The 19,156-nt window shown below is 30.2% G+C and carries 13 protein-coding genes, 2 pseudogenes and 1 riboswitch; of the genes and pseudogenes, 1 reads left to right on the forward strand and 14 read right to left on the reverse strand.

Going from position 1 to position 19,156, the window contains the following annotated elements:
- Positions 1-269: 269 nt before the first annotated feature.
- The 11 genes and pseudogenes from I6U48_RS11965 to I6U48_RS12015 form a co-directional block, all read right to left on the reverse strand.
- The gene (locus tag I6U48_RS11965) at positions 270-1,238 is read right to left on the reverse strand and encodes a C-terminal binding protein (protein WP_218320699.1); all 969 of its coding nucleotides are present in this window, start codon (positions 1,236-1,238) and stop codon (positions 270-272) included.
- A gap of 228 nt (positions 1,239-1,466) precedes the next feature.
- A complete protein-coding gene (locus I6U48_RS11970; RefSeq protein WP_218320700.1) occupies positions 1,467-2,198 on the reverse strand; it encodes an ABC transporter ATP-binding protein in 732 nt (243 codons plus the stop codon).
- A gap of 20 nt (positions 2,199-2,218) precedes the next feature.
- A complete protein-coding gene (locus I6U48_RS11975; protein ID WP_218320701.1) occupies positions 2,219-3,241 on the reverse strand; it encodes an ABC transporter substrate-binding protein in 1,023 nt (340 codons plus the stop codon).
- A 107-nt stretch (positions 3,242-3,348) separates the two neighbouring features.
- Positions 3,349-3,455: riboswitch (TPP riboswitch) on the reverse strand.
- A gap of 69 nt (positions 3,456-3,524) precedes the next feature.
- Positions 3,525-4,295, reverse strand: coding sequence for an ABC transporter permease (locus I6U48_RS11980; protein ID WP_218320702.1), 771 nt, complete (start codon positions 4,293-4,295; stop codon positions 3,525-3,527).
- 52 nt (positions 4,296-4,347) lie between these two features.
- Positions 4,348-5,121 (reverse strand): TatD family hydrolase, encoded by a 774-nt coding sequence (locus tag I6U48_RS11985; RefSeq protein ID WP_218320703.1) that lies wholly within the window; start codon positions 5,119-5,121, stop codon positions 4,348-4,350.
- Between the two features lie 147 nt (positions 5,122-5,268).
- Complete coding sequence (locus I6U48_RS11990) at positions 5,269-5,451, reverse strand: hypothetical protein (RefSeq protein WP_218320704.1); 183 nt, start codon at positions 5,449-5,451, stop codon at positions 5,269-5,271.
- Positions 5,423-5,922: pseudogene (locus tag I6U48_RS11995) on the reverse strand (AI-2E family transporter); the annotation flags it as partial. The pseudogene I6U48_RS11995 and the gene I6U48_RS11990, both read right to left, overlap by 29 nt.
- Positions 5,923-6,032: 110 nt before the next feature.
- Positions 6,033-6,866, reverse strand: coding sequence for a site-2 protease family protein (locus tag I6U48_RS12000; RefSeq protein ID WP_218320705.1), 834 nt, complete (start codon positions 6,864-6,866; stop codon positions 6,033-6,035).
- A 218-nt stretch (positions 6,867-7,084) separates the two neighbouring features.
- A complete protein-coding gene (locus I6U48_RS12005; RefSeq protein WP_218320706.1) occupies positions 7,085-8,200 on the reverse strand; it encodes an aminopeptidase in 1,116 nt (371 codons plus the stop codon).
- 541 nt (positions 8,201-8,741) lie between these two features.
- Positions 8,742-9,062: a putative heavy metal-binding protein gene (locus I6U48_RS12010; protein WP_218320707.1), complete on the reverse strand. Its 321-nt coding sequence runs from the start codon at positions 9,060-9,062 to the stop codon at positions 8,742-8,744.
- 362 nt (positions 9,063-9,424) lie between these two features.
- A complete protein-coding gene (locus I6U48_RS12015) occupies positions 9,425-13,618 on the reverse strand; it encodes a DUF445 family protein (RefSeq protein ID WP_218320708.1) in 4,194 nt (1,397 codons plus the stop codon).
- Positions 13,619-13,991: 373 nt separating this feature from the next.
- Between I6U48_RS12015 and I6U48_RS12020 the strand changes: the two genes are divergently transcribed.
- Positions 13,992-15,023, forward strand: coding sequence for a C40 family peptidase (locus I6U48_RS12020; protein ID WP_218320709.1), 1,032 nt, complete (start codon positions 13,992-13,994; stop codon positions 15,021-15,023).
- 302 nt (positions 15,024-15,325) lie between these two features.
- On the opposite strand, the pseudogene I6U48_RS12025 reads toward I6U48_RS12020, so the two are convergent.
- The 3 genes and pseudogenes from I6U48_RS12025 to hypD form a co-directional block, all read right to left on the reverse strand.
- Positions 15,326-15,763, reverse strand: a pseudogene (locus I6U48_RS12025) (diguanylate cyclase domain-containing protein); the annotation flags it as partial.
- Positions 15,764-15,953: 190 nt separating this feature from the next.
- Positions 15,954-16,760 carry a pyrroline-5-carboxylate reductase gene (gene proC / locus I6U48_RS12030; RefSeq protein WP_218320710.1) on the reverse strand — a complete coding sequence of 269 codons (807 nt, stop codon included), beginning with the start codon at positions 16,758-16,760 and terminating at the stop codon, positions 15,954-15,956.
- Positions 16,761-16,772: 12 nt separating this feature from the next.
- The gene (gene hypD, locus I6U48_RS12035; protein WP_218320711.1) at positions 16,773-19,151 is read right to left on the reverse strand and encodes a trans-4-hydroxy-L-proline dehydratase; all 2,379 of its coding nucleotides are present in this window, start codon (positions 19,149-19,151) and stop codon (positions 16,773-16,775) included.
- Positions 19,152-19,156 lie beyond the last annotated feature (5 nt).

The following is a 19,156-nucleotide window of genomic DNA, read 5'->3' on the forward strand; positions in this document are numbered from 1 at the left end:
AATATGAGGTATTTCTAATGAATTCATAAATATCTCTCCTCATAAAAATATTTTATAGTTATTGTTCCCATAATTACCAGCTATACATACATAAAAAGAACATCCATAGATTTGATTTACACAAATCTATGGATGTTCCCTCCACGGCCGAAAGTAGACTTACACTCCTGCGTATAAGTCTACTTTCTGGTATAGGTATTTATATAGTGCAACTGCCCTGTTTATACTTTTATGCTTTAAGCCTTATCATCTAGTTTTCTCATATAACTTTAAATTTGAACTATGTCACTAGTTTCCTCTCCATTTAATATTTTTACTACATTACCTGAGGCTCTCTTTTTTAATTCTTCAAGCGATTCTATAGATAGATATGATACATGGGGTGTTACAAAAATATTCTCACAGTTAAAAATCTCTTCATTTCCGCAAGGAGGCTCATTTTCTATAACATCAAGTACTGCCCCTGCTATGGTTCTATTTTTCACTGCTTCTACCATATCTCTTTCATTGATAACTTTTCCTCTTGAAGCATTTATTATGTATGCCGTATTTTTCATAATTTTAAACTCTTTTTTCGAGATTAATGCTTTTGTTTCATCACAATATATTGTATTAATGCTTATATAATCAGCATTTCCTAATCCTGTTTCCAAGTCTACCTGTTTCACATCATATTCCTTAAGCACCTCCTCCTTAACATAAGGATCATATACCATAACATTCATTTTTATAGCCTTTGCTTTTTCAGCTATACTTCTGCCAATTCTTCCAAATCCAATAATAAAAAGTGTAGAGGAGTTAATTCTTTTACCTATTTTTTTAGAAGCTTGATATCCCCACAGTCCTTTATTTGAATTTTCAATATAAAAGTACAAATTCTTATTTAGGAAAAATATTGCAGCAATTACATAGTCCGAAATATCTTCTACACAATATCCTGGAACAGATGTAACCTTAATACCCTTTTCTTTAGCAGCTTCCACATCTACCCTATCATATCCTCCACCATAGATTGCAATGATCTTACATTTATTAAGTTTTTCTATAGTTTTTTTTGACATGTCAATATATACCTGACATAATATAGCATCTGCATCCTTACCAAAATCCTCAAGGTCTTTTTCATAATCATCTCCAGAATGTTTTATTATGCAATTTGGAAAGCTATTCTTTAATATTTCTTCTTCAATTACATAGTCTGACCACTCTTCATCTATAATCCATATTAATGGCTTCACAGCATTCACTCCTTATAATATATTTATATATAGCATTTCTTGCAATTTTTTCTTTATCTCTACCTTCACTAAAATTAGGTACACATTATCATAATTTTTCCATATCTCTTTTCTCTTCAGTTTGTTTGATCTTATTATACGGTTTGCACATCTACATAACGTCTATATATTTTTATACAGAAAAAAATCCTTGACTCTTACACTTTTGTCATAAGAGCCAAAGACTTTTTACATTAAATTTAGTATCTGCTTTTTTATATCTATAAACTTATCTGAAGTTATTAAATCCTTTGTTCTATTTTGAGGTAGATCCACACATATTTTTTCCTTTATATAAGCAGGTTTATCGGACAATATATATATTTTATTTGAGAGATAAATCGCTTCTTCTATATCGTGAGTTATAAGCAATATTGTACTATTTAGGTCTTTAATTACATCCAAAAGCCATGTTTGCATCTTGCTTCGTGTAATGGCGTCTAAAGCTCCAAAAGGCTCATCTAAAAGCATTATATTGCTAGAAGTCATATAAGTTCTTAAAAATGCTGCTCTTTGTCTCATTCCACCTGATAACTGAAAAGGATATTTATATTCATACCCCTTTAATCCATAGGCGTCAAAATAATCTATAACTTTCTTTCTTCCTTCTTTTCTGCTTCTACCTTTAATATAAAGTGGTAAAGCTACGTTATCTATTATTTTTTTCCACGGTAGGAGTAAATCCTTTTGATGCATATAGCTTATTTCTCCTTCAACTGTAACTTCTCCGTTGTCTGGTTTTAATATTCCTGATATTATATTTAATATAGTACTTTTGCCACTACCACTTGGCCCAAGAAGACTTACAAACTCACCTTCATTTACCTCTAAACTTATATCTTTAAGTATGTAATCTTTTTCGAAGGATCTTGACACATTTTTCAATATAAGCTTTTTTTTACAGTCACTATTATTATCCAAAATAACCTATCTCCTTTAAACTATTTAGTTGGAAGGAATTCATTTGTGAATGCATCTTCTGCCTTCATATTCTTATTTATCAATTTCTTATCCAAAAGGAACTTTGTATAATTGTTCCAAACTGTTGCTTTCATTTCTCCCCATCTTGAAGCATCTTCTTTATATTTGTTTTTCAAATACTTTTGGCTTTCAACAGCAAGATTTTTATCTATTTCTGGTGCATTTTTAACAAGTATACCTGCTGCATCTTCTGGATTGCTCATAGCATATTCATATCCCTTTGTGGTAGCTTTCATAAACTTTTTAACCAACTCAGGTTTATTCTTCAAAGTATTCTCATTTGATATTAAAATAGGAGTATAGTAATCCAAATCTGGATTTAATTTTCTTACTTCAATATAATCTAAAGGTATGTTTTTAAGTTTCGCATCTATGCCAGTCCATCCTTCATATATCCAAGCAAAATCCACATTACTCTTAGTTGCTGCAAAAAAGTCTTGACTACCCATATCAACTATTTTAAGTTTATTGAAATCAGCACCTTCTTTTTGCATTATTGCTTGAAGTACAGCTTTCTCCGATGGCGATCCCCATCCTCCGTAAGTCTTTCCTTCAAAATCCTTTACAGTTTTTATATTTTTACTCTTTGGTGCTGCAAACCCAGAAGTATTGTGCTGAATTATAGCTGCTATAGCTTTTATAGGCAGTGGATTATCTGATGTTCTCGCATAAGTCAAGTCTTCCTGATAGCTTACACCAAAGTCACCTTTGCCAGCTGCTATTAAATTTCCTACCGCTCCTTCAGAAGGCTGGATTATTTCTACATCTAATCCTTCTTCTTTATAGTATCCTTTATCCTTAGCTACATATAAACCAGTATGATTAGTATTTGGGGTCCAATCAAGTATTACCTTGACCTTTGTTAACTCATTCTTATCCGCTGTGCTAGTTTCTGCCTTCTTACCTGTTGCTCCGCATCCTGCAAAAACAGAAGCAGTTATTATACAAGAAGCTAAGATTGCAAAAATTCTTTTTCCTTTCATATTAAAATGTTACCTCCTTAGATTTATTTAACTAATTATTAATTGAAACATCTAAATAGCATAAAATTAAACCCTTCTCTAAATTCGAAAAGGGTTAAAATAGCACAATAAAATCAAACTATTTTCCCTCCGTTGGCATTACCCAATTCAGGTTGTAAGGGTCGAAGCTTTAACTTCCTCTCAGACAATAACATTGCCTCCCCCAATTTATTATTTAAAAATAATTAACACCTAAAGTATATCATTCTATGTATAATTATGTCAAATCATAACGGTATATCTGCTATCTTTCTCTTATTTTTCTCTGCCACGGCATAAATATATATTGGAGCATATACATAAATACGAATAAAGCCATGCTTAATATTATTATTACAATTATGGCAGCAAATATTTTATCAAGAGCATAGGCATTCTTAGCCCTTACCATAAATATACCAAGACCTTTATCTCCTCCAAGCCACTCGCCAATTACTGCTCCCATTATACTATATGTTGCTGCTATTCTAAGACCCGAGAAAAAAGAACCTAAACAACCTGGAAACTTAACAAAAATAAATTTTTGTATTCTGGAAGCTCCCATTATATCCATCAAACTCAACATATCGTTATCAGCTTCCTCTAATCCATCAACTAAACTTATGACAATAGGAAAAAAACATACCATTATGACTACTATAACTTTAGGAAGCACCCCAAAACCAAACCATATTATAAAGATTGGTGCTAAGGCTATAGTCGGTATAGTTTGAGAAATTACAAGTATAGGATAAATACAGCTTTTTATTAATTTTATGCTGTCCATAAGTACTGCTAATACTATTGCTAAAATTATCGAAAACAAAAATCCTATAACTGCTTCATATAGAGTCGCATAAATGTGAGGTTTTAAATCCGGCATAATTCTAAAAAGTGTGCTAACTATATCACTTGGAGAAGGAAGTATATACTTAGGTATACCACCTTTATCTACGGCTAACTGCCATGAAAATATTAATACAAACTGAAAAATAATAGATATAAATCTATTAATTGATTTTTTATAACTCTTCATTTTATTGCACATCCTAATTGCATTTCAACTAAGTCCTTAAGCTCAGTTGAAATCATATTGTTTTTGTCGATATCATTTCCCAAAGTTCTTTTCCGACTAAGTTTTTAAAATTATATTCAAGTTGTTCTTCAAAGCAGCTAATATTGATTCCTTTAATTTTAGCTAGCTCTTCCACAACCTTTTTTATCAATATAGGCATTCCTATATTTCCACTTAACCATTCCTCTGCTTCTGGTCCGTCAGTCTCTACAAGAATTTTATCTCGAGGTATACTATTTGCTATTTCTTTTATTATGTTGGAATAAAAGAGTTCTGTACTTATTGTAAAATAATATCCCTTATTTATCAACTTGAGTAAAGTATCTTTAGGCCCTGAATACCAATGAATTATCACTCTATTTAAGGAATATTTATCTAGAAGTTTTAAAACTTCATCCTCAGCACCTTTAGTATGGATATTTACTACTTTATCTAATTTTGCAGCTTTACTTAAAAAGAACTCAAATACATTCAATTGGTCTTCAAAGCTTGTCTTGTCCTCTACCCAAAAAAAGTCCAGTCCTATTTCCCCTATCATTGGTGTCTCCTCTATGTAAGGAATAAGCCTTTCCAAGTCCTTATTGCGTCCCTTAGCTTTCCATGGATGTATTCCAAAGGTTGGAACTACATAAGGGCTCTTCAAAGCTGTTTCTTTATTTTTCAAATATGATTGAACATCTGTAGAATTAGCTATAGTTAATATTTTATTTTGATTTATTTCTTCTATAGCTTGTTCTAAATCTTTTTCTTTATATTGATCTATATGTGTATGAGCATCTATAATCATTATAAATAACACACTCCATAAATACATTTTTTATTGCATTTTAATCATATTATATATTTTTATAACATTCAACTTTTTACAGCATATATTTTCTTTTAAATCAAACAATTTTACTCAACATAACAAAAATAGTTGAAAAATAATCAATTATCTTTCAACTATTTTATTTATAATTTTTTCTTCTATAAGTTCACTTTTACTAAACCCTTTTTTAAAATATCTTATCTGCTTGTATTTAACTCCAGTCATTTCAAAATCCAAAACATCTATTCTATCTCCTTTATAAACAACTGGTTCTTTTTCATTCTTCAAAAACACATGTAATTCCAAAAGTTTTCTCCTTCCTAACAAAATCTCTATAATTTAATATTTTTTCTTTCAAATTCCTTGCCTTACTTTCAAACCATGAACCAATATATATTTTTATACTGCCATGATAGGAGATGCTAAAATCATTCCCCATACTCCAAATAAACTTCCTCCTACAGTTATACCTAAAATGATTAAAAATGGACTTAATCCAACTTTATCACCTACAAGCTTAGGCTCCAAAAAACAAGCATCAAATTGTTGAAGTAACACTAGAAATATTACTACCCAAACAGCTCTCTTCGGGTCATAAAAAAGGTTTATTATAAAAGGTGGAATCATACCTATAAATGACCCAAAGTAAGGTATCATATTAGTTATTCCCACTATTATAGATATGAGCAGTGCATATGGAGATTTAAATATAATTAATCCTATAAAACATATAGCACCTATTATTAATGAGTCTATTGCTTTAGTTCCTAAATATAAGCTTTAGACTTATCAAAAGTATTTATTGTGCTGGAAAAATGTCAATATATCCGGTCGCATAAGTTAAGTGTCGGCCGTATTCATCTACATTAAGGTTTTAGTGTTTCTACCTATCTTGCTACATTAGGAATAACATGGTAAATGTATCCGCTGCATGCCCCTAATATAGCTATAAGTCCAAAGTAAGTTACAGCATATATGATCCTTGTGGATCTTTCAACCTCATAGTATTTTTTATTCGAATCCTTATAATATTTATATAATTGTATTACGCTTAAAACTAAAATCATTATTATTATGGGATTGAAATGTATTAATGCTGCAAAGGCCATTAATGGTATACCAATAATCCAAAGCATAGGTGATATAGCTGTAACAACACGTCCACCATCTAATGGATGCACAGGTATAAGATTAAACAAATTAAGTATAAAGCCAGTATATGCTAGTGCTATAAATACACTTTTACCTGTTACATAATAAATTACTAAACACATTAAGGCGCTTATACTTCCTAAGACAGGCCCTCCTATAGCCACAAAAGCTTCTATAGATGCATCTGCTGGTTCTTCCTTCATTGAAATAAGCGCTCCCACAAAAGGTATAAATATTGGTGTAGAAACAGGTAGTTTAACTCTTTTTGCTGCAAAATAATGGCCCATTTCATGCATAAACAATAACAATACAAAACCTACTCCAAAGACCCAACCATGAAGCTTAGCATATATCCAAATCATAACCAACATAGATCCAAAAGTTGATGCTAACTTACCTAATTTAAGAAATACAAGCAAGAACTTAAGCTTTACAAAAAACTTAGCTACTAGTGCACCAGCTATACCTAAACCCGCCCATTTACCTTTTTTAGCTTTCTCTTTATCTACATTCTTTACTATCTGAACTCCGTCCTGCTCTTTTAGTTCAAATTTTATATTGTCATCCATTTTAACGCCCCCTTAAAAGCAGTATTTAATATTGCTTTTAAATTTTATAATAACCATATTTTATCATCATTACAATTATTAATCAAGGCATCATTTAGCTTAAAATATTTCTTAGATATATTAATTAGGAGTAAACTGTTAATATAAGCCACTTTTTCTTTCATTTTCTTTAAGTTAATATGTTTCTTGCTTATAGATAACCACACCAGAAAGTAAACTTACTTTAAATTCTCAGGATTTAATCCTTTTAGTTCATCAATTACAAACTGACCGTCTTTTCTTATTAATACATCATCAAAATAAATCTCACCGCCACCATATTCAGGTCTTTGTATGTATACTAAATCCCAATGAACTGAAGATTTGTTTCCATTAAAGCAATCATCATAGGATGCTCCTGGTGTAAAATGAATTGAACCTGCTATTTTTTCATCAAATAAAGTTTCTTTCATTGGCTTTAATATATATGGATTAACTCCTATTGCAAATTCCCCTACATATCTTGAACCTTCATCAGTATCAAACACTTTATTTATTCTTTCGGTATCATTAGCTGTTGCATTTATTATTTTTCCATCTTTAAATTCTAAGCTTATATTTTCATAAGTAAATCCATTATACACAGCTGGTGTATTATATGTAATATATCCATTTACTGAATCTTTAACCGGTGCAGAGTAAACTTCTCCATCTGGAACGTTTAACTTTCCATCACATTTTATAGCATTCAATCCTTTTATAGAGAAGGTTAAATCTGTTCCCTCTCCTTTTATATAAACTCTATCCGTTTTATTCATAAGTTCTACTAATGAGTCCATAGCCTTCGACATTTTTTCATAATCTAAGTTACAAACATTAAAATAAAAATCTTCAAAAGCTTCAGTGCTGCTTTCTGCCGATTGAGCCATAGCTGCTGTTGGATATCTTAAAACTACCCATTTAGTCTTAGGAACTCTTATTTCGCCATGGACAGGCTGCCAAAACTTTTTCATTACAAGAGACATATTCTCTCCAGGGACATCTGAAGTCTCAGTTAAATTGCTAGGAGCTCTTAGTCCTATATAAGCATCCATATCTGCCATTCTAGCCGCTTCATATTTAGCCATTAATTCCAATTGTTCTTCAGTACAATTCATATATAGTGTCCTGTCAACCTCTGGTAGCTTATTTGTTACAAATGGGATTCCTCCCGCTAAATAGGTTTGATTAATTAATTCAAGTGTTAAAGGATTTGGCGTACCTATTGTTTCTATTAGAACCTTTTCGCCACTTTTAATACCACAAGAGTAATTAATTAAGTTTTTGGCAAGTGTTACTATTCTAGGGTCTTTCATTTAAAGATTCCTCCTTTAAGTATTTTTATGTAATCATAATAGGCTTAGTATGTTATTCAATACTAAACCTATAGCACATATAATAGTATATCACTAATAAACTAATAAAAACATATTTTACTATATATTTACAAATTGCATTCAGGAAACTTATTAATCCAAAGGGCTGCTGCGCTATATAGATATTCATACCAGACACTTAACTTATACGCAGGGATATATTGACATTCTGGAAGGCACATTAAATACTTTTGTTATAAGTCTTAGCGAAATATTTTAGAAAGTCTTAGAGCTATTGATATGTTTGAGGTACGAGTTTATCAATGGTTCTTAGAGATTAATGAAACTCCTCTTCCTTACGTCAGATGAGTAAGCGATTCACACAAAATCGAAGATTTGGGTTCTCTGCTTAAATACTAAGCTTTAGACTTATCAAAAGTATTTATTGTGCCGGAAGAATGTCAATATATCCCGGAGTATAAGTTAAATGTCGGCCGTGGTTTTCTATATATAGTACACCAGCCCTTTCTAACACCTTTTATTATTCAGTTACTACAGCTGTTCCTGATACTGTTACCATAAGCATTCCTCCGCCTTGTCCTAGAACCTCATAATCCACATCAACCCCTACTACTGCATCAGCTCCCATTGCCTCGGCTCTTTTTCTCATTTCCTCCATGGCATTATTTCTGGCATTAATAAGTTCCTCTTCATATGTTTGTGATCGTCCGCCTACAAAGTCTCTTATTCCAGCCATAAAATCCTTAATAAAGTTTACACCTGAAATAACTTCTCCAAATACTACTCCTTTATATTCTACTATCTTCTTTCCTTCTATTTGTGGTGTTGTTGTTATTATCATAATATACCTCCTAAAATATAGTAATAAAGTACCATAAAAAAATAATATCACATTATAAACTCTATTGTCAAGTTTGTTTTATCGTATTTAAAAATATAATTTAATATTTAATACAGTATATTAAACTATGTAATTACATTCTGCTGTGAAAACAATAAAAATTTCTACAAATTGAAAAGCGCAATAGCAAATATATAGCAGTAAAGAACAGAAACTTAATTTACATGTCTCAGACATGTAAATTAAGTTTCAGTCGTTCATTCTTATATAAATGCTATTACACTTTAAAAATTTTCTTACAAAGTAAATCATTTTTTTAACAACTTAATTATAATAAATCTTTGCAGCAGTTCATCATCTTTCTATTTATCTATATTATCTCTTATTTCATGGCCAACATATAATATAACAGTAATAACACCAATAATCCAGTGAATTCCAAATACAGCTCCACCTAATCCATACAGTTTTAACTTACTAAAGTATTTTTTAGCAAAGGAATTAAACAATTCTTCAATTTCTTTTGGATCCATAGAATTAATTTGAGCTTCTGTAATTTTTCTAAAATCAATAATACTAATTACGTTTGAAAAATTTCTTGATGCTGAATCTAAAATTGAGGTAATAACTAAATTCGAAACAGCTTCTTTGGTAGAACTATCTATAAAACTTAAGTTACTATCTGCTATGTCATTTATCATACCACATATTATATTTCTAAAATTTTCATTTATCTCTTCGTCTTCCAATACTTTTCCTAATATAGATTTTATAGCTTCCTCAAACTCATATAAATCTAGCAAATCTCTTAATTCTTTTTGTTTCAACTCATCTTCTAAACACTGTACTAATCTAGTGGTACCATTCTTAATAGATTTACTATTATAAATTAGTTTGTTTAATTTATCTGATAAACCATTAATATCTTCTTCATTTATTCCTTCTGTAAACATACTAATTTTATTAGATAAAATTTTCTCTTCAAAAACTTTAAAAATAAACTTTGTATAATCTTTTACTAGAACTTCTTCATTTTTAACAGTACTTATCTTAAGTTTTTCTAATGTAAAATTCATCTCATCTTCTAATATAGATAATAAACCTTCAAATTGATCTATGGATAAAATGCTAAGATATTCTCTTAATTTAATATCTGTTAACCAATCAAATAAACTATTACTTACTTTTGTTACTCTGCTATTTAACTTTTCTAAATTTTCCTTATCATTAATAAATTGATCAATAATATTCCAAATTTCTTCATATTGAAAAGTTAGATTTAAATTTTCAACAGTACTATCAAAAATCTTATTATTTATAAATTCTTCTACTACCTGTTTAAATTCCCCTCTTTTCTTCTCAATAAAAGCAGGAAATTTATCATTTATTAGTTTATCAACAATAGATGCTACTACATCATCTCCACCAAGCATATTATATCCCATTAATTCAAAGAAATTCAAACTTTCCTTCGTAGTACTAATAGCAACTTCCGAAATGGCTTGTTGATTATTTGTCATCTCTCTTAAAATTGCTTTAACTACTCTGTTTAATATATTGTCAAAATTGTTTTCTATTATTTTTGTAAAAAATCCACCAAACACTTCTCCTAATTTTTTATTATCAGAAGTTTCTTTAACAATTTTATTTTCTATGAATTTCAAGATATTAGATCTAGTTTTCTCGGAAGTAATTTTACCTTCCATAATATTACTCATAACTTTTTGCCATTTTAAAGCGTCTTCATAATTAACTATTTCTCTAACTGAATTATCCATCACAGCTTCGTACTTGTTGGAAAACCTCAATAAGAATTCAGTCCTTCTATCTTTTTCTCCAATAAATGTTATTACATTTCTTATTTCTTTTTGAACTCTATCATTCATGCTATCTTTTAATAATATCTTAAAGTTATCTGGCATTACTCTAGAAAATTCATTATTACATTTTAAACCACTATTCAATACATCATATATTGACCTATTTGAGCTTTTAATTTTTAATAATATCTCTTCTTCACTTCTCTTCTTAATTTTTGAAAAATTAATATCCTTAAGATTAAGATGTTCTGCTTTCTCATACAAAGATTTAGACATAATATCTTTATTCCTATATGCTAATTTTTCAAGATAACTAAAGCTTTTATTCTCAATCATTCCTAAGTGCTTCTTTAGAAAATCTGATATTATTTTATAATCATCTTTTGCAATTGTGTTTTTCATTGAATTGCAAATACTATCTACGCTCTTGCTGAACAATGCTTCCAAACTATTTTTCTTTAAAAGCTCCTCATCTACAAAAGCACTCATAGATTTTGCGAACTTAGGCTTTCTACTTACTATGACCCCTGGAGTAAATGGAATTTTAATTCCAAACACCCTCTTCTCATAATAAGGTTTAAAAAGCATCTCTAAGGCTTGAACGTTTGTAAGCCAACCAACAAAGGCGTATACTAATACACTTATAAATGCAGCTGTTAAATAATTGTATTGTGTAACAGAGTTATCAAAGAAATACATACCTATTCCAGCTATAGCACCAAGAAATGCCCCTAATACGGTAATTGGTTTCATTTCTTTGCCCATAAAACCTTCGACCATAGTCTGGAGTTCTTCATCCTTTAAAGTTCGTAAGTTACTTGAAACAGCTTTTTTTATATTTCCCTGCAATATGCCATGTAAATTTTTCTTTATCGTTGAAAGTATGAAATTTGTTATCCCATCTCCAACCTTGTCCACTCCATTTATTATATCACAAAGTTTCTTTACCTCTAACTCTTCACTACTTTTCAAAAGGCTTGATGCTTTATTTGATATTTGTTCTATGTATTTGTCTAACAAAACATCTCTTATTTCACTATTTAAACCATTATATAAATTAAATGAATCTAATGATTTTTTTATCTCAGCAGAAACTACATCCTTAAAATTGATTTTATTATCTTGTAGTTTTTCTACTATAAATTTTTTTATTGTATCACAATTTGAAGACAAATCTTTTTCACTTATAATATCATTTAAATCTAAATTACTAATATTTTTTATGTTTCTTGTGACTATTTCTATAAATATTTCTGTGACTTTTTCCGTGTATATATAGCTATGTTTTAATGAATATATTATTGGTTCTTTAATATAATTTTTAAATACACTCACTAAGTCTATATTAAAAATATCTTCAATCTTTCTATCCAAAAAACTACAAAAATAATCCTCTGGTATATAGCTTATATAACTAGAAATACTATAATTTATAGCACTTTTAAGACTCTCCACTGTAAATATTTCGTTTTTTTCTAATTTATAAATTATATCAGATATTTTTTCTTCTTTTAAATAGTTAACTATTGAGAGTGTTATATCTTTACTAATGTAATCTATATCAGTATTTTGTTCCAAATATTCAGTAATCTTAGCTACTATATCAAATTTTTTAGATACATCATTTAAAAATTTATCTTTGACCAAATCTAAGATGTTTTTTTTCATTCCATCGTCTATAGAACTTATAGTATCGTCTATCGCTCCTTCTATTAGCAGATCTATATCTTCCTTATTCTTTTCTATCCATAGTATCATTTCTTTTACTGCATATTGTAATTTGTCCTTTAAAAAGCTCTCAGCATTACTTTTTAAATTATCAGAAAAAATCTCAAAGATAGGCTTATCAATATTTTTTAACAAATTATATAGTTCTCCGCTAAAGTCATCTATTAACTTCTTTCCATCATCAGTTTCAGTAAATTCCTTAATTTTCAATATCAAATTACTTGATAATCTTAGGCTAGCATTATCACCTATAAAATCTACAATTTTCTTCTGTGAAATTCTTTCTTCCAATAGAGTTAAAATTTTGTTTATTTCCAAGGCTTCAATAGTATTTTCAAAAACACTATTTATATCCTCATCATAATTATTTTTTAGTTTCACGTGAAAATCTTTCATGCTAGCTTTAACATTATCACATATAACATCTAAAAGCTTATTTTCAAAAAACTCTCCAAAATTTATTTTTCCGTTTTCTTCGTAAAAATCTTTTATAGTCTTTTCTACAAAATCACTACTATTAAATAAATACAAAACACTGTCAAATATTTGCTCACTTATACTCTGTACTTGTTTCTCATTAAATATGTCCTTCAAATAAATACCTTTACAAATATTATCGAAAACTATTGGAAACTGTTCTTCCACACACTGCTTCATATAAACTTCTGTTTTATCTATTGTAGAATCAAATCCGTCAAAATTTCCCAGTTTCAAATCAGAAGCATTTTTATAAATAACCGTATTCAGTAAATCATAAGTTAAATTTCCGATACTATTCTTAAAGGATTCCTTTGACAACTCGTCACTTAAAGTTTGGGGATTTATTATCTCTCTTTCTATCAAAGAACTTATGTTATTAATAAATTCCTCCCTAGTTTTTACTATTACTCCCCCAAGCTTTAACTTTCCTATTCCATACTCTCTAAATATCATTTTAATCGCTATGGCATTTGTTATATACCCGGTTATTGAACCAGTTAAAATTTCTTTTATTAAATTAAATTGCATAAAATCCTCCTTAAATATAACAAAGTATTTTTTTATGCTCCAATTTAGAAAAAGCCTAACTTTATAATAAGTTTTTCTTATCCACCGTTTATAATATTATATTTTCCCTTATGTTGTCAACGAATTAAGTTCCATATCAGAGATTTCAGCCCTATAATTCATAAACTTATGTAATAATTTTACAATTGTATTTATAAACTTTTATTATACACTGTTGTATAAGTTAAGTGCCGGTCGTGGATGTCCATATACTGTATAAGTCACTTTTTTAGCTTATTAACCCTTTATTCACAACTTGTTCATCATCTTCTTTAATCTTAGTGATATAATATACAATGTTTAAACTAATGTATGTGTTTTAGGAGTGATATAATTGAATACATTATTTAAAAAGCTTTCTTTTGCTTTAATTACATCAGCTCTGATTACCAATACCGTTTATGCTGAACCATCACTGGACAATCCCAGTAATGTAAACCAAAGTAATATTGAGAGCATACAGATAAACATTGAAAAATTAGATAGTAGTATTGAAACTGTTATGAAAAAAATTGATGATAATAATAAGCAAATATTGGATACAGAAAATGGTATCAATGATACAGAGAAAGAGTTAAAGAACGTTGAAAATAACCTTGATAAAGAGAAAGGTTTATTTGGTAATAGAGTCCGATCCATGTACATAAATGGCCTTGAGGGCTATTTAAATGTACTATTTGAATCTAAAAATATGGATGAATTGCTTTCAAACTCAGATAAGGTTAGAAGAGTAATAACCTTAGATAATAATATTATTGACAAATACAAATCCAAAAAAGATGAGATAAGTGATAAAAAAGATTATTTAGTTAATAAAAGCAAAACTCTAGCTTCATTAAGAGAAGATAATGAAAAAGAATTGGCTTTGCTAAATAAAAATAAAGAGGATCAAAAGCTACTCTTACTTCAGGCAGCAGGCTACGGATCATCTGATGATCCAGCCGCAATAGCTGATGCACTTAAATATATAGCAAACATCAAAACAAATTATTCTACTGGAAATACTTCTTTAACTGCTGATAATCTTATAGCTTATGCCTCTACTTTTTTAGGAACTCCTTACGTATGGGGAGGTACCTCTCCAGCACCTGGTTTTGATTGTTCTGGTTTCACTCAATATGTATATAATCACTTTGGTGTACATATTGGACGAACTACATATGATCAGATAACTGATGGCACTGAAGTTCCAATAGGCAATTTAAAACCTGGTGATTTAATTTTCTTCGGTACAAAAATAGATCCTCATCATGTAGGTATCTATATAGGCTTTGGTGCTTATATGCATGCTCCACATACGGGAGATTTTATTAAAATTTCCCCATTGAATAGAAGTGATTATTTAACCGCAAGAAGAGTTATGTAAGATAAATGGGGGCTATCTCACTATTAGAAAAGCACGACTTAAAGTTAACTTATACAAAGGTAGATGTTTCTAGGCTTCGAAACTAATAAACATCTACCTTTGTAAGTCAACTTTCTGTAACATTTTCATAGTGTGATATCCCCATTTTTTATTAGCTTAATTTTTGCTTTCTCATGTTTGAAAAATAAATTCAATCATCATATGCAACAATTTCATTGACTGCTTCATCCCTTATTTTAGTTATATTAGAACTATCTATATTCATTTTATGCAGTTCATTATTATCTTAATGATTTGCATAATCAATTAATCCTTATATTTACTTTATTTTTTATCATGTACATTCTACTATCTGCTTTATTAATGAGACTATCCTCGTTATCACCATCTTCTGGAAACATACTTATGCCAATACTTGCATACAAAGAAACACATGTATCCTCTCTCATTATCGGCCTACCCAAAGCTTTATGAATATTTTTTTCTAACTCAAGTGCATTTTCATAACTACTAATATCGCTAATAATTAAGGTAAATTCGTCTCCTCCTATCCTTGCAACTACATCACATTCTCTCACACACTCTTTAATTCTTTTACCCACTTCACAAAGCAAAAAATCACCAAAGTCATGACCAAAATTATCATTAACCTTTTTAAATTCATTTAAATCTATAAAAAATACTGAAAAAAACTTATTCTTCTCTTTTGAATCCTTTAGCTCTATATTTGACTTTTCATAAAAATACTTTCTATATTATAATTTTTTCACAAATACAAGTATGTCATTAAAAACTTCGTTGTTATCCTTACTGTGACATATAATATGATTTGAATTTCCATAGACTTTCTCTTATTGAATTCTAGAATTTATGCAAAAAAATAAGCAGAAGAACTCATCACTCAGAATTCTTCTGCTAACAAATAAAATTTTATTTAGACATTTCAATAGATTTTCTAGTACAACTTCTCATAGCCGAAATAACTGTACTTCTTAGACCCTTTTCTTCAAGAGTTGCCACTGCTTCTATAGTCGTTCCTCCTGGAGAACACACCATATCCTTAAGTTCTCCTGGGTGCATTCCTGTTGCTAATACCATCTTTGCAGCACCAAGTACTGCCTGTGCTGCAAATTTATAAGCCTGACTCCTTGGCATGCCATCTAATACCGCAGCATCTGCCATAGCCTCAATAAACATGTATACATAAGCTGGTGATGAACCACTAACAGAGGTCACAGCATCCATTAGTTTTTCATTTACTATTTCAGCCTTTCCAAAGCTTTCAAATATCTCCATAATCTCTTCTTTTTCTTCTTCTGCTACCATCTCATTTGGACATACTGCAGACATTCCTTCTCCAACAAGCGCTGGTGTATTAGGCATTACTCTTACTACTTTAAGTTTTTTTCCAAAGGATGTTTCAGTACTTGCAATTGATTTTCCTGCAGCAATCGTTACAACTACCACATTTTCTTTTATAGAATTTTTTATACCGTCAATAACAGCCTCATATAAATTAGGTTTTACTGATAAAATCAATATATCCGCATTTTTAGCAACCTCATTATTGTCAGTAGTCACCTTTATTCCGTAATCTTCAGCAACATGCTTTAAACCTGTTTCATTTAAATCTGATGCCATTATATTGCTTTCTGGAACAAGCTCTGCTTTGGTTATTCCTCCTATCATAGCCTGTGCCATATTACCACAACCTATAAATCCTATAACTTTTTCCATAAATATACCTCCCTAACAACAACCAGTCTCTCCAAAGGACTGCTCTGTTCTTTCTATTATTTCATCCTGTAATACTTTATCAAGATTATTAAAGTAATCACTGTATCCAGCAACACGGACTATTAAATCCTTATACTCATCCGGATTTTTTTGTGCTTCTAAAAGAACCTTTTTATCTACAACATTAAACTGAATATGATGGCCATCCATTGTAAAATATGCTCTTACTAAACTTGCCATGTTATTCAGGCCTTTCTCTCCTTGAACAACTGAAGGTGTAAATTTTTGATTTAATAATGTTCCACCTGTTCTCAAATGATCCATTTTAGCTGCTGATTTAACTACTGCTGTTGGACCATTTAAATCTGCACCTTTCTCTGGTGAAATACCTTCTGAAACTGGAAGATGAGCTTTTCTTCCATTTGCACTTGCTCCCATAACAGCACCAAAATAAACATGACAGGTAGTTGGAAGCATATCTATTCTATAAACTCCTTCTCTACCATTCTTTCTTCCATTAACCTCATTATAGTAGGCATCAAATATTTCTCTCATTATAGAATCTGCATAATCATCGTCGTTGCCATACTTAGGCGTTTTGTTCTTAACTAAGTTTAATATATCCTCATTACCTTCAAAGTTATTCTTTAACGCCTGCAAAAGTTCTTCTATTGTTATATTATTTTTATCAAAAACTTGATATTTTATAGCACTTAAACTATCAGTAATTGTTCCTATACCAACACCTTGAATATAACTAGTATTATATCTGGCTCCACCTCCATTATAATCCTTTCCTTTAGAAATACAATCATTGGTCACCACTGAAAGAAATGGTACCGGCATATTAGTTGCATATAATCTTTCAATTACTCTATTTCCCTTTATCTTTATATCTACAAAGTGTTTAAGCTGTTTTTTATAAGCTTCAAACAGTTCGTCGTAGCTTTTAAATTCCACTGGATTTCCTGTCTCTATACCTATCTTTTTACCTGTCATTATGTCAATACCATTATTTAGCGTTATCTCTAATATTTTGGGCAAGTTGAAATACCCTGTTAGAATATATGCTTCCTTACCAAAAGCACCAGTCTCAACGCATCCGCTAGTTCCACCACATCTAGCATCTTCTATGGATTTTCCTGCCCTTACTAATTCCTGTACGACTGAATCTGCATTAAACATAGATGGTTGTCCCCAGCCTTTTCTTGATATTTCACAGGCTCTTTTCACAAACTTTTGTGGACTTTTTTTACTTATTTGTACATTAGAGCTTGGCTGTAATAACTGCATTTCATCTATTACATCAAGCAAAAGGTAGCTTACTTCGTTAACTCCATTTGAACCGTCTATTTTTAATCCACCCACATTTATGTTTGCAAAATCTGTATAGGTTCCACTTTCCTTTAAGGTTACACCAACCTTAGGTGGTGCTGGCTGATTATTAAACTTAACCCAGAAGCACTGCAACATTTCTTCAGCCATTTCTCTTGTAAGGCTTCCTTCTTCTATTTCTTTTTTATAAAAAGGATATAAATGTTGATCTAATCTTCCAGGATTATAGGCATCCCATGGATTTAATTCAGAAATAACACATAAATGAACGAACCAATAAGACTGAAGCGCTTCTCTAAAATTTCTTGGAGCATTTGCTGGAATGTAACTACATATATCAGCTATTTCAAGAAGTTCTGCTTTTCTATCTGAATCCTCTTCCTTTGCCGCTAATTCCTTAGCATATACCGAGTAGCGTTTGCTTAAAATCATTACTGCATCACAAGCTATACTCATAGCTTCCAGTTGATTCTTCTTGTCAAGCGCCTCGTCATCTTCAAAGAAATCGAGATTTTCGATAGCTTTTTCAATATCTTTTTTAAAATCTAAAAAACCTTTTTTAAATATCTTATCATCTCCACTTGTATGTCCCGGACCTCTCTGTTCCATAAATTCTGTAAATATTCCTGCTGCATAACATTCCTTCCATTCGTTAGTCATTTTTTCTAAAATTTTATGCCTCATTGATCTCTTTTCCCAATATGGGATTATAATTTCTTCTTGAAGTTTTTTATCGCTTCCACTAACCTTAAAAAATATTCTTTCGCGCCTATCCATTATGTCAAAGTCTTCAAGAGTATGACAGCACAGTTCTGGATAGGTAGGTGTTGCTGCAGGTTCTTCTCCTCTTTCTCCAACTATTAGCTCCCCATCATTAATACACAACTTTTTCTTAGACATTAATTCTTTTAAGACTAATGCTCTTAATACAGGAACTGATACTGTTCCTTCATATTTTTTATAAACTTCATCTTCAATTAAAGCTCTTTCCATAGAAATACGTGGAACTGCATTTACACTTTGCTCCCTTAATTTTTTTACCCTTTCAGTAATCATAATTA

This window comes from Clostridium thailandense (assembly GCF_019207025.1).
In the GTDB taxonomy this organism is placed as follows: domain Bacteria; phylum Bacillota; class Clostridia; order Clostridiales; family Clostridiaceae; genus Clostridium_AM; species Clostridium_AM thailandense.

Excerpts from the sequence above, each read along its gene's own strand:
- I6U48_RS11975 (WP_218320701.1), bottom strand. The coding sequence starts at position 3,241 with ATGAAAGGAAAAAGAATTTTTGCAATCTTAGCTTCTTGTATAATAACT.
- I6U48_RS11980 (WP_218320702.1), bottom strand. The coding sequence starts at position 4,295 with ATGAAGAGTTATAAAAAATCAATTAATAGATTTATATCTATTATTTTT.
- I6U48_RS11985 (WP_218320703.1), bottom strand. The coding sequence starts at position 5,121 with ATGATTATAGATGCTCATACACATATAGATCAATATAAAGAAAAAGAT.
- I6U48_RS12000 (WP_218320705.1), bottom strand. The coding sequence starts at position 6,866 with ATGGATGACAATATAAAATTTGAACTAAAAGAGCAGGACGGAGTTCAG.
- I6U48_RS12005 (WP_218320706.1), bottom strand. The coding sequence starts at position 8,200 with ATGAAAGACCCTAGAATAGTAACACTTGCCAAAAACTTAATTAATTAC.
- I6U48_RS12010 (WP_218320707.1), bottom strand. The coding sequence starts at position 9,062 with ATGATAATAACAACAACACCACAAATAGAAGGAAAGAAGATAGTAGAA.
- I6U48_RS12015 (WP_218320708.1), bottom strand. The coding sequence starts at position 13,618 with ATGCAATTTAATTTAATAAAAGAAATTTTAACTGGTTCAATAACCGGG.
- proC (WP_218320710.1), bottom strand. The coding sequence starts at position 16,760 with ATGGAAAAAGTTATAGGATTTATAGGTTGTGGTAATATGGCACAGGCT.
- hypD (WP_218320711.1), bottom strand. The coding sequence starts at position 19,151 with ATGATTACTGAAAGGGTAAAAAAATTAAGGGAGCAAAGTGTAAATGCA.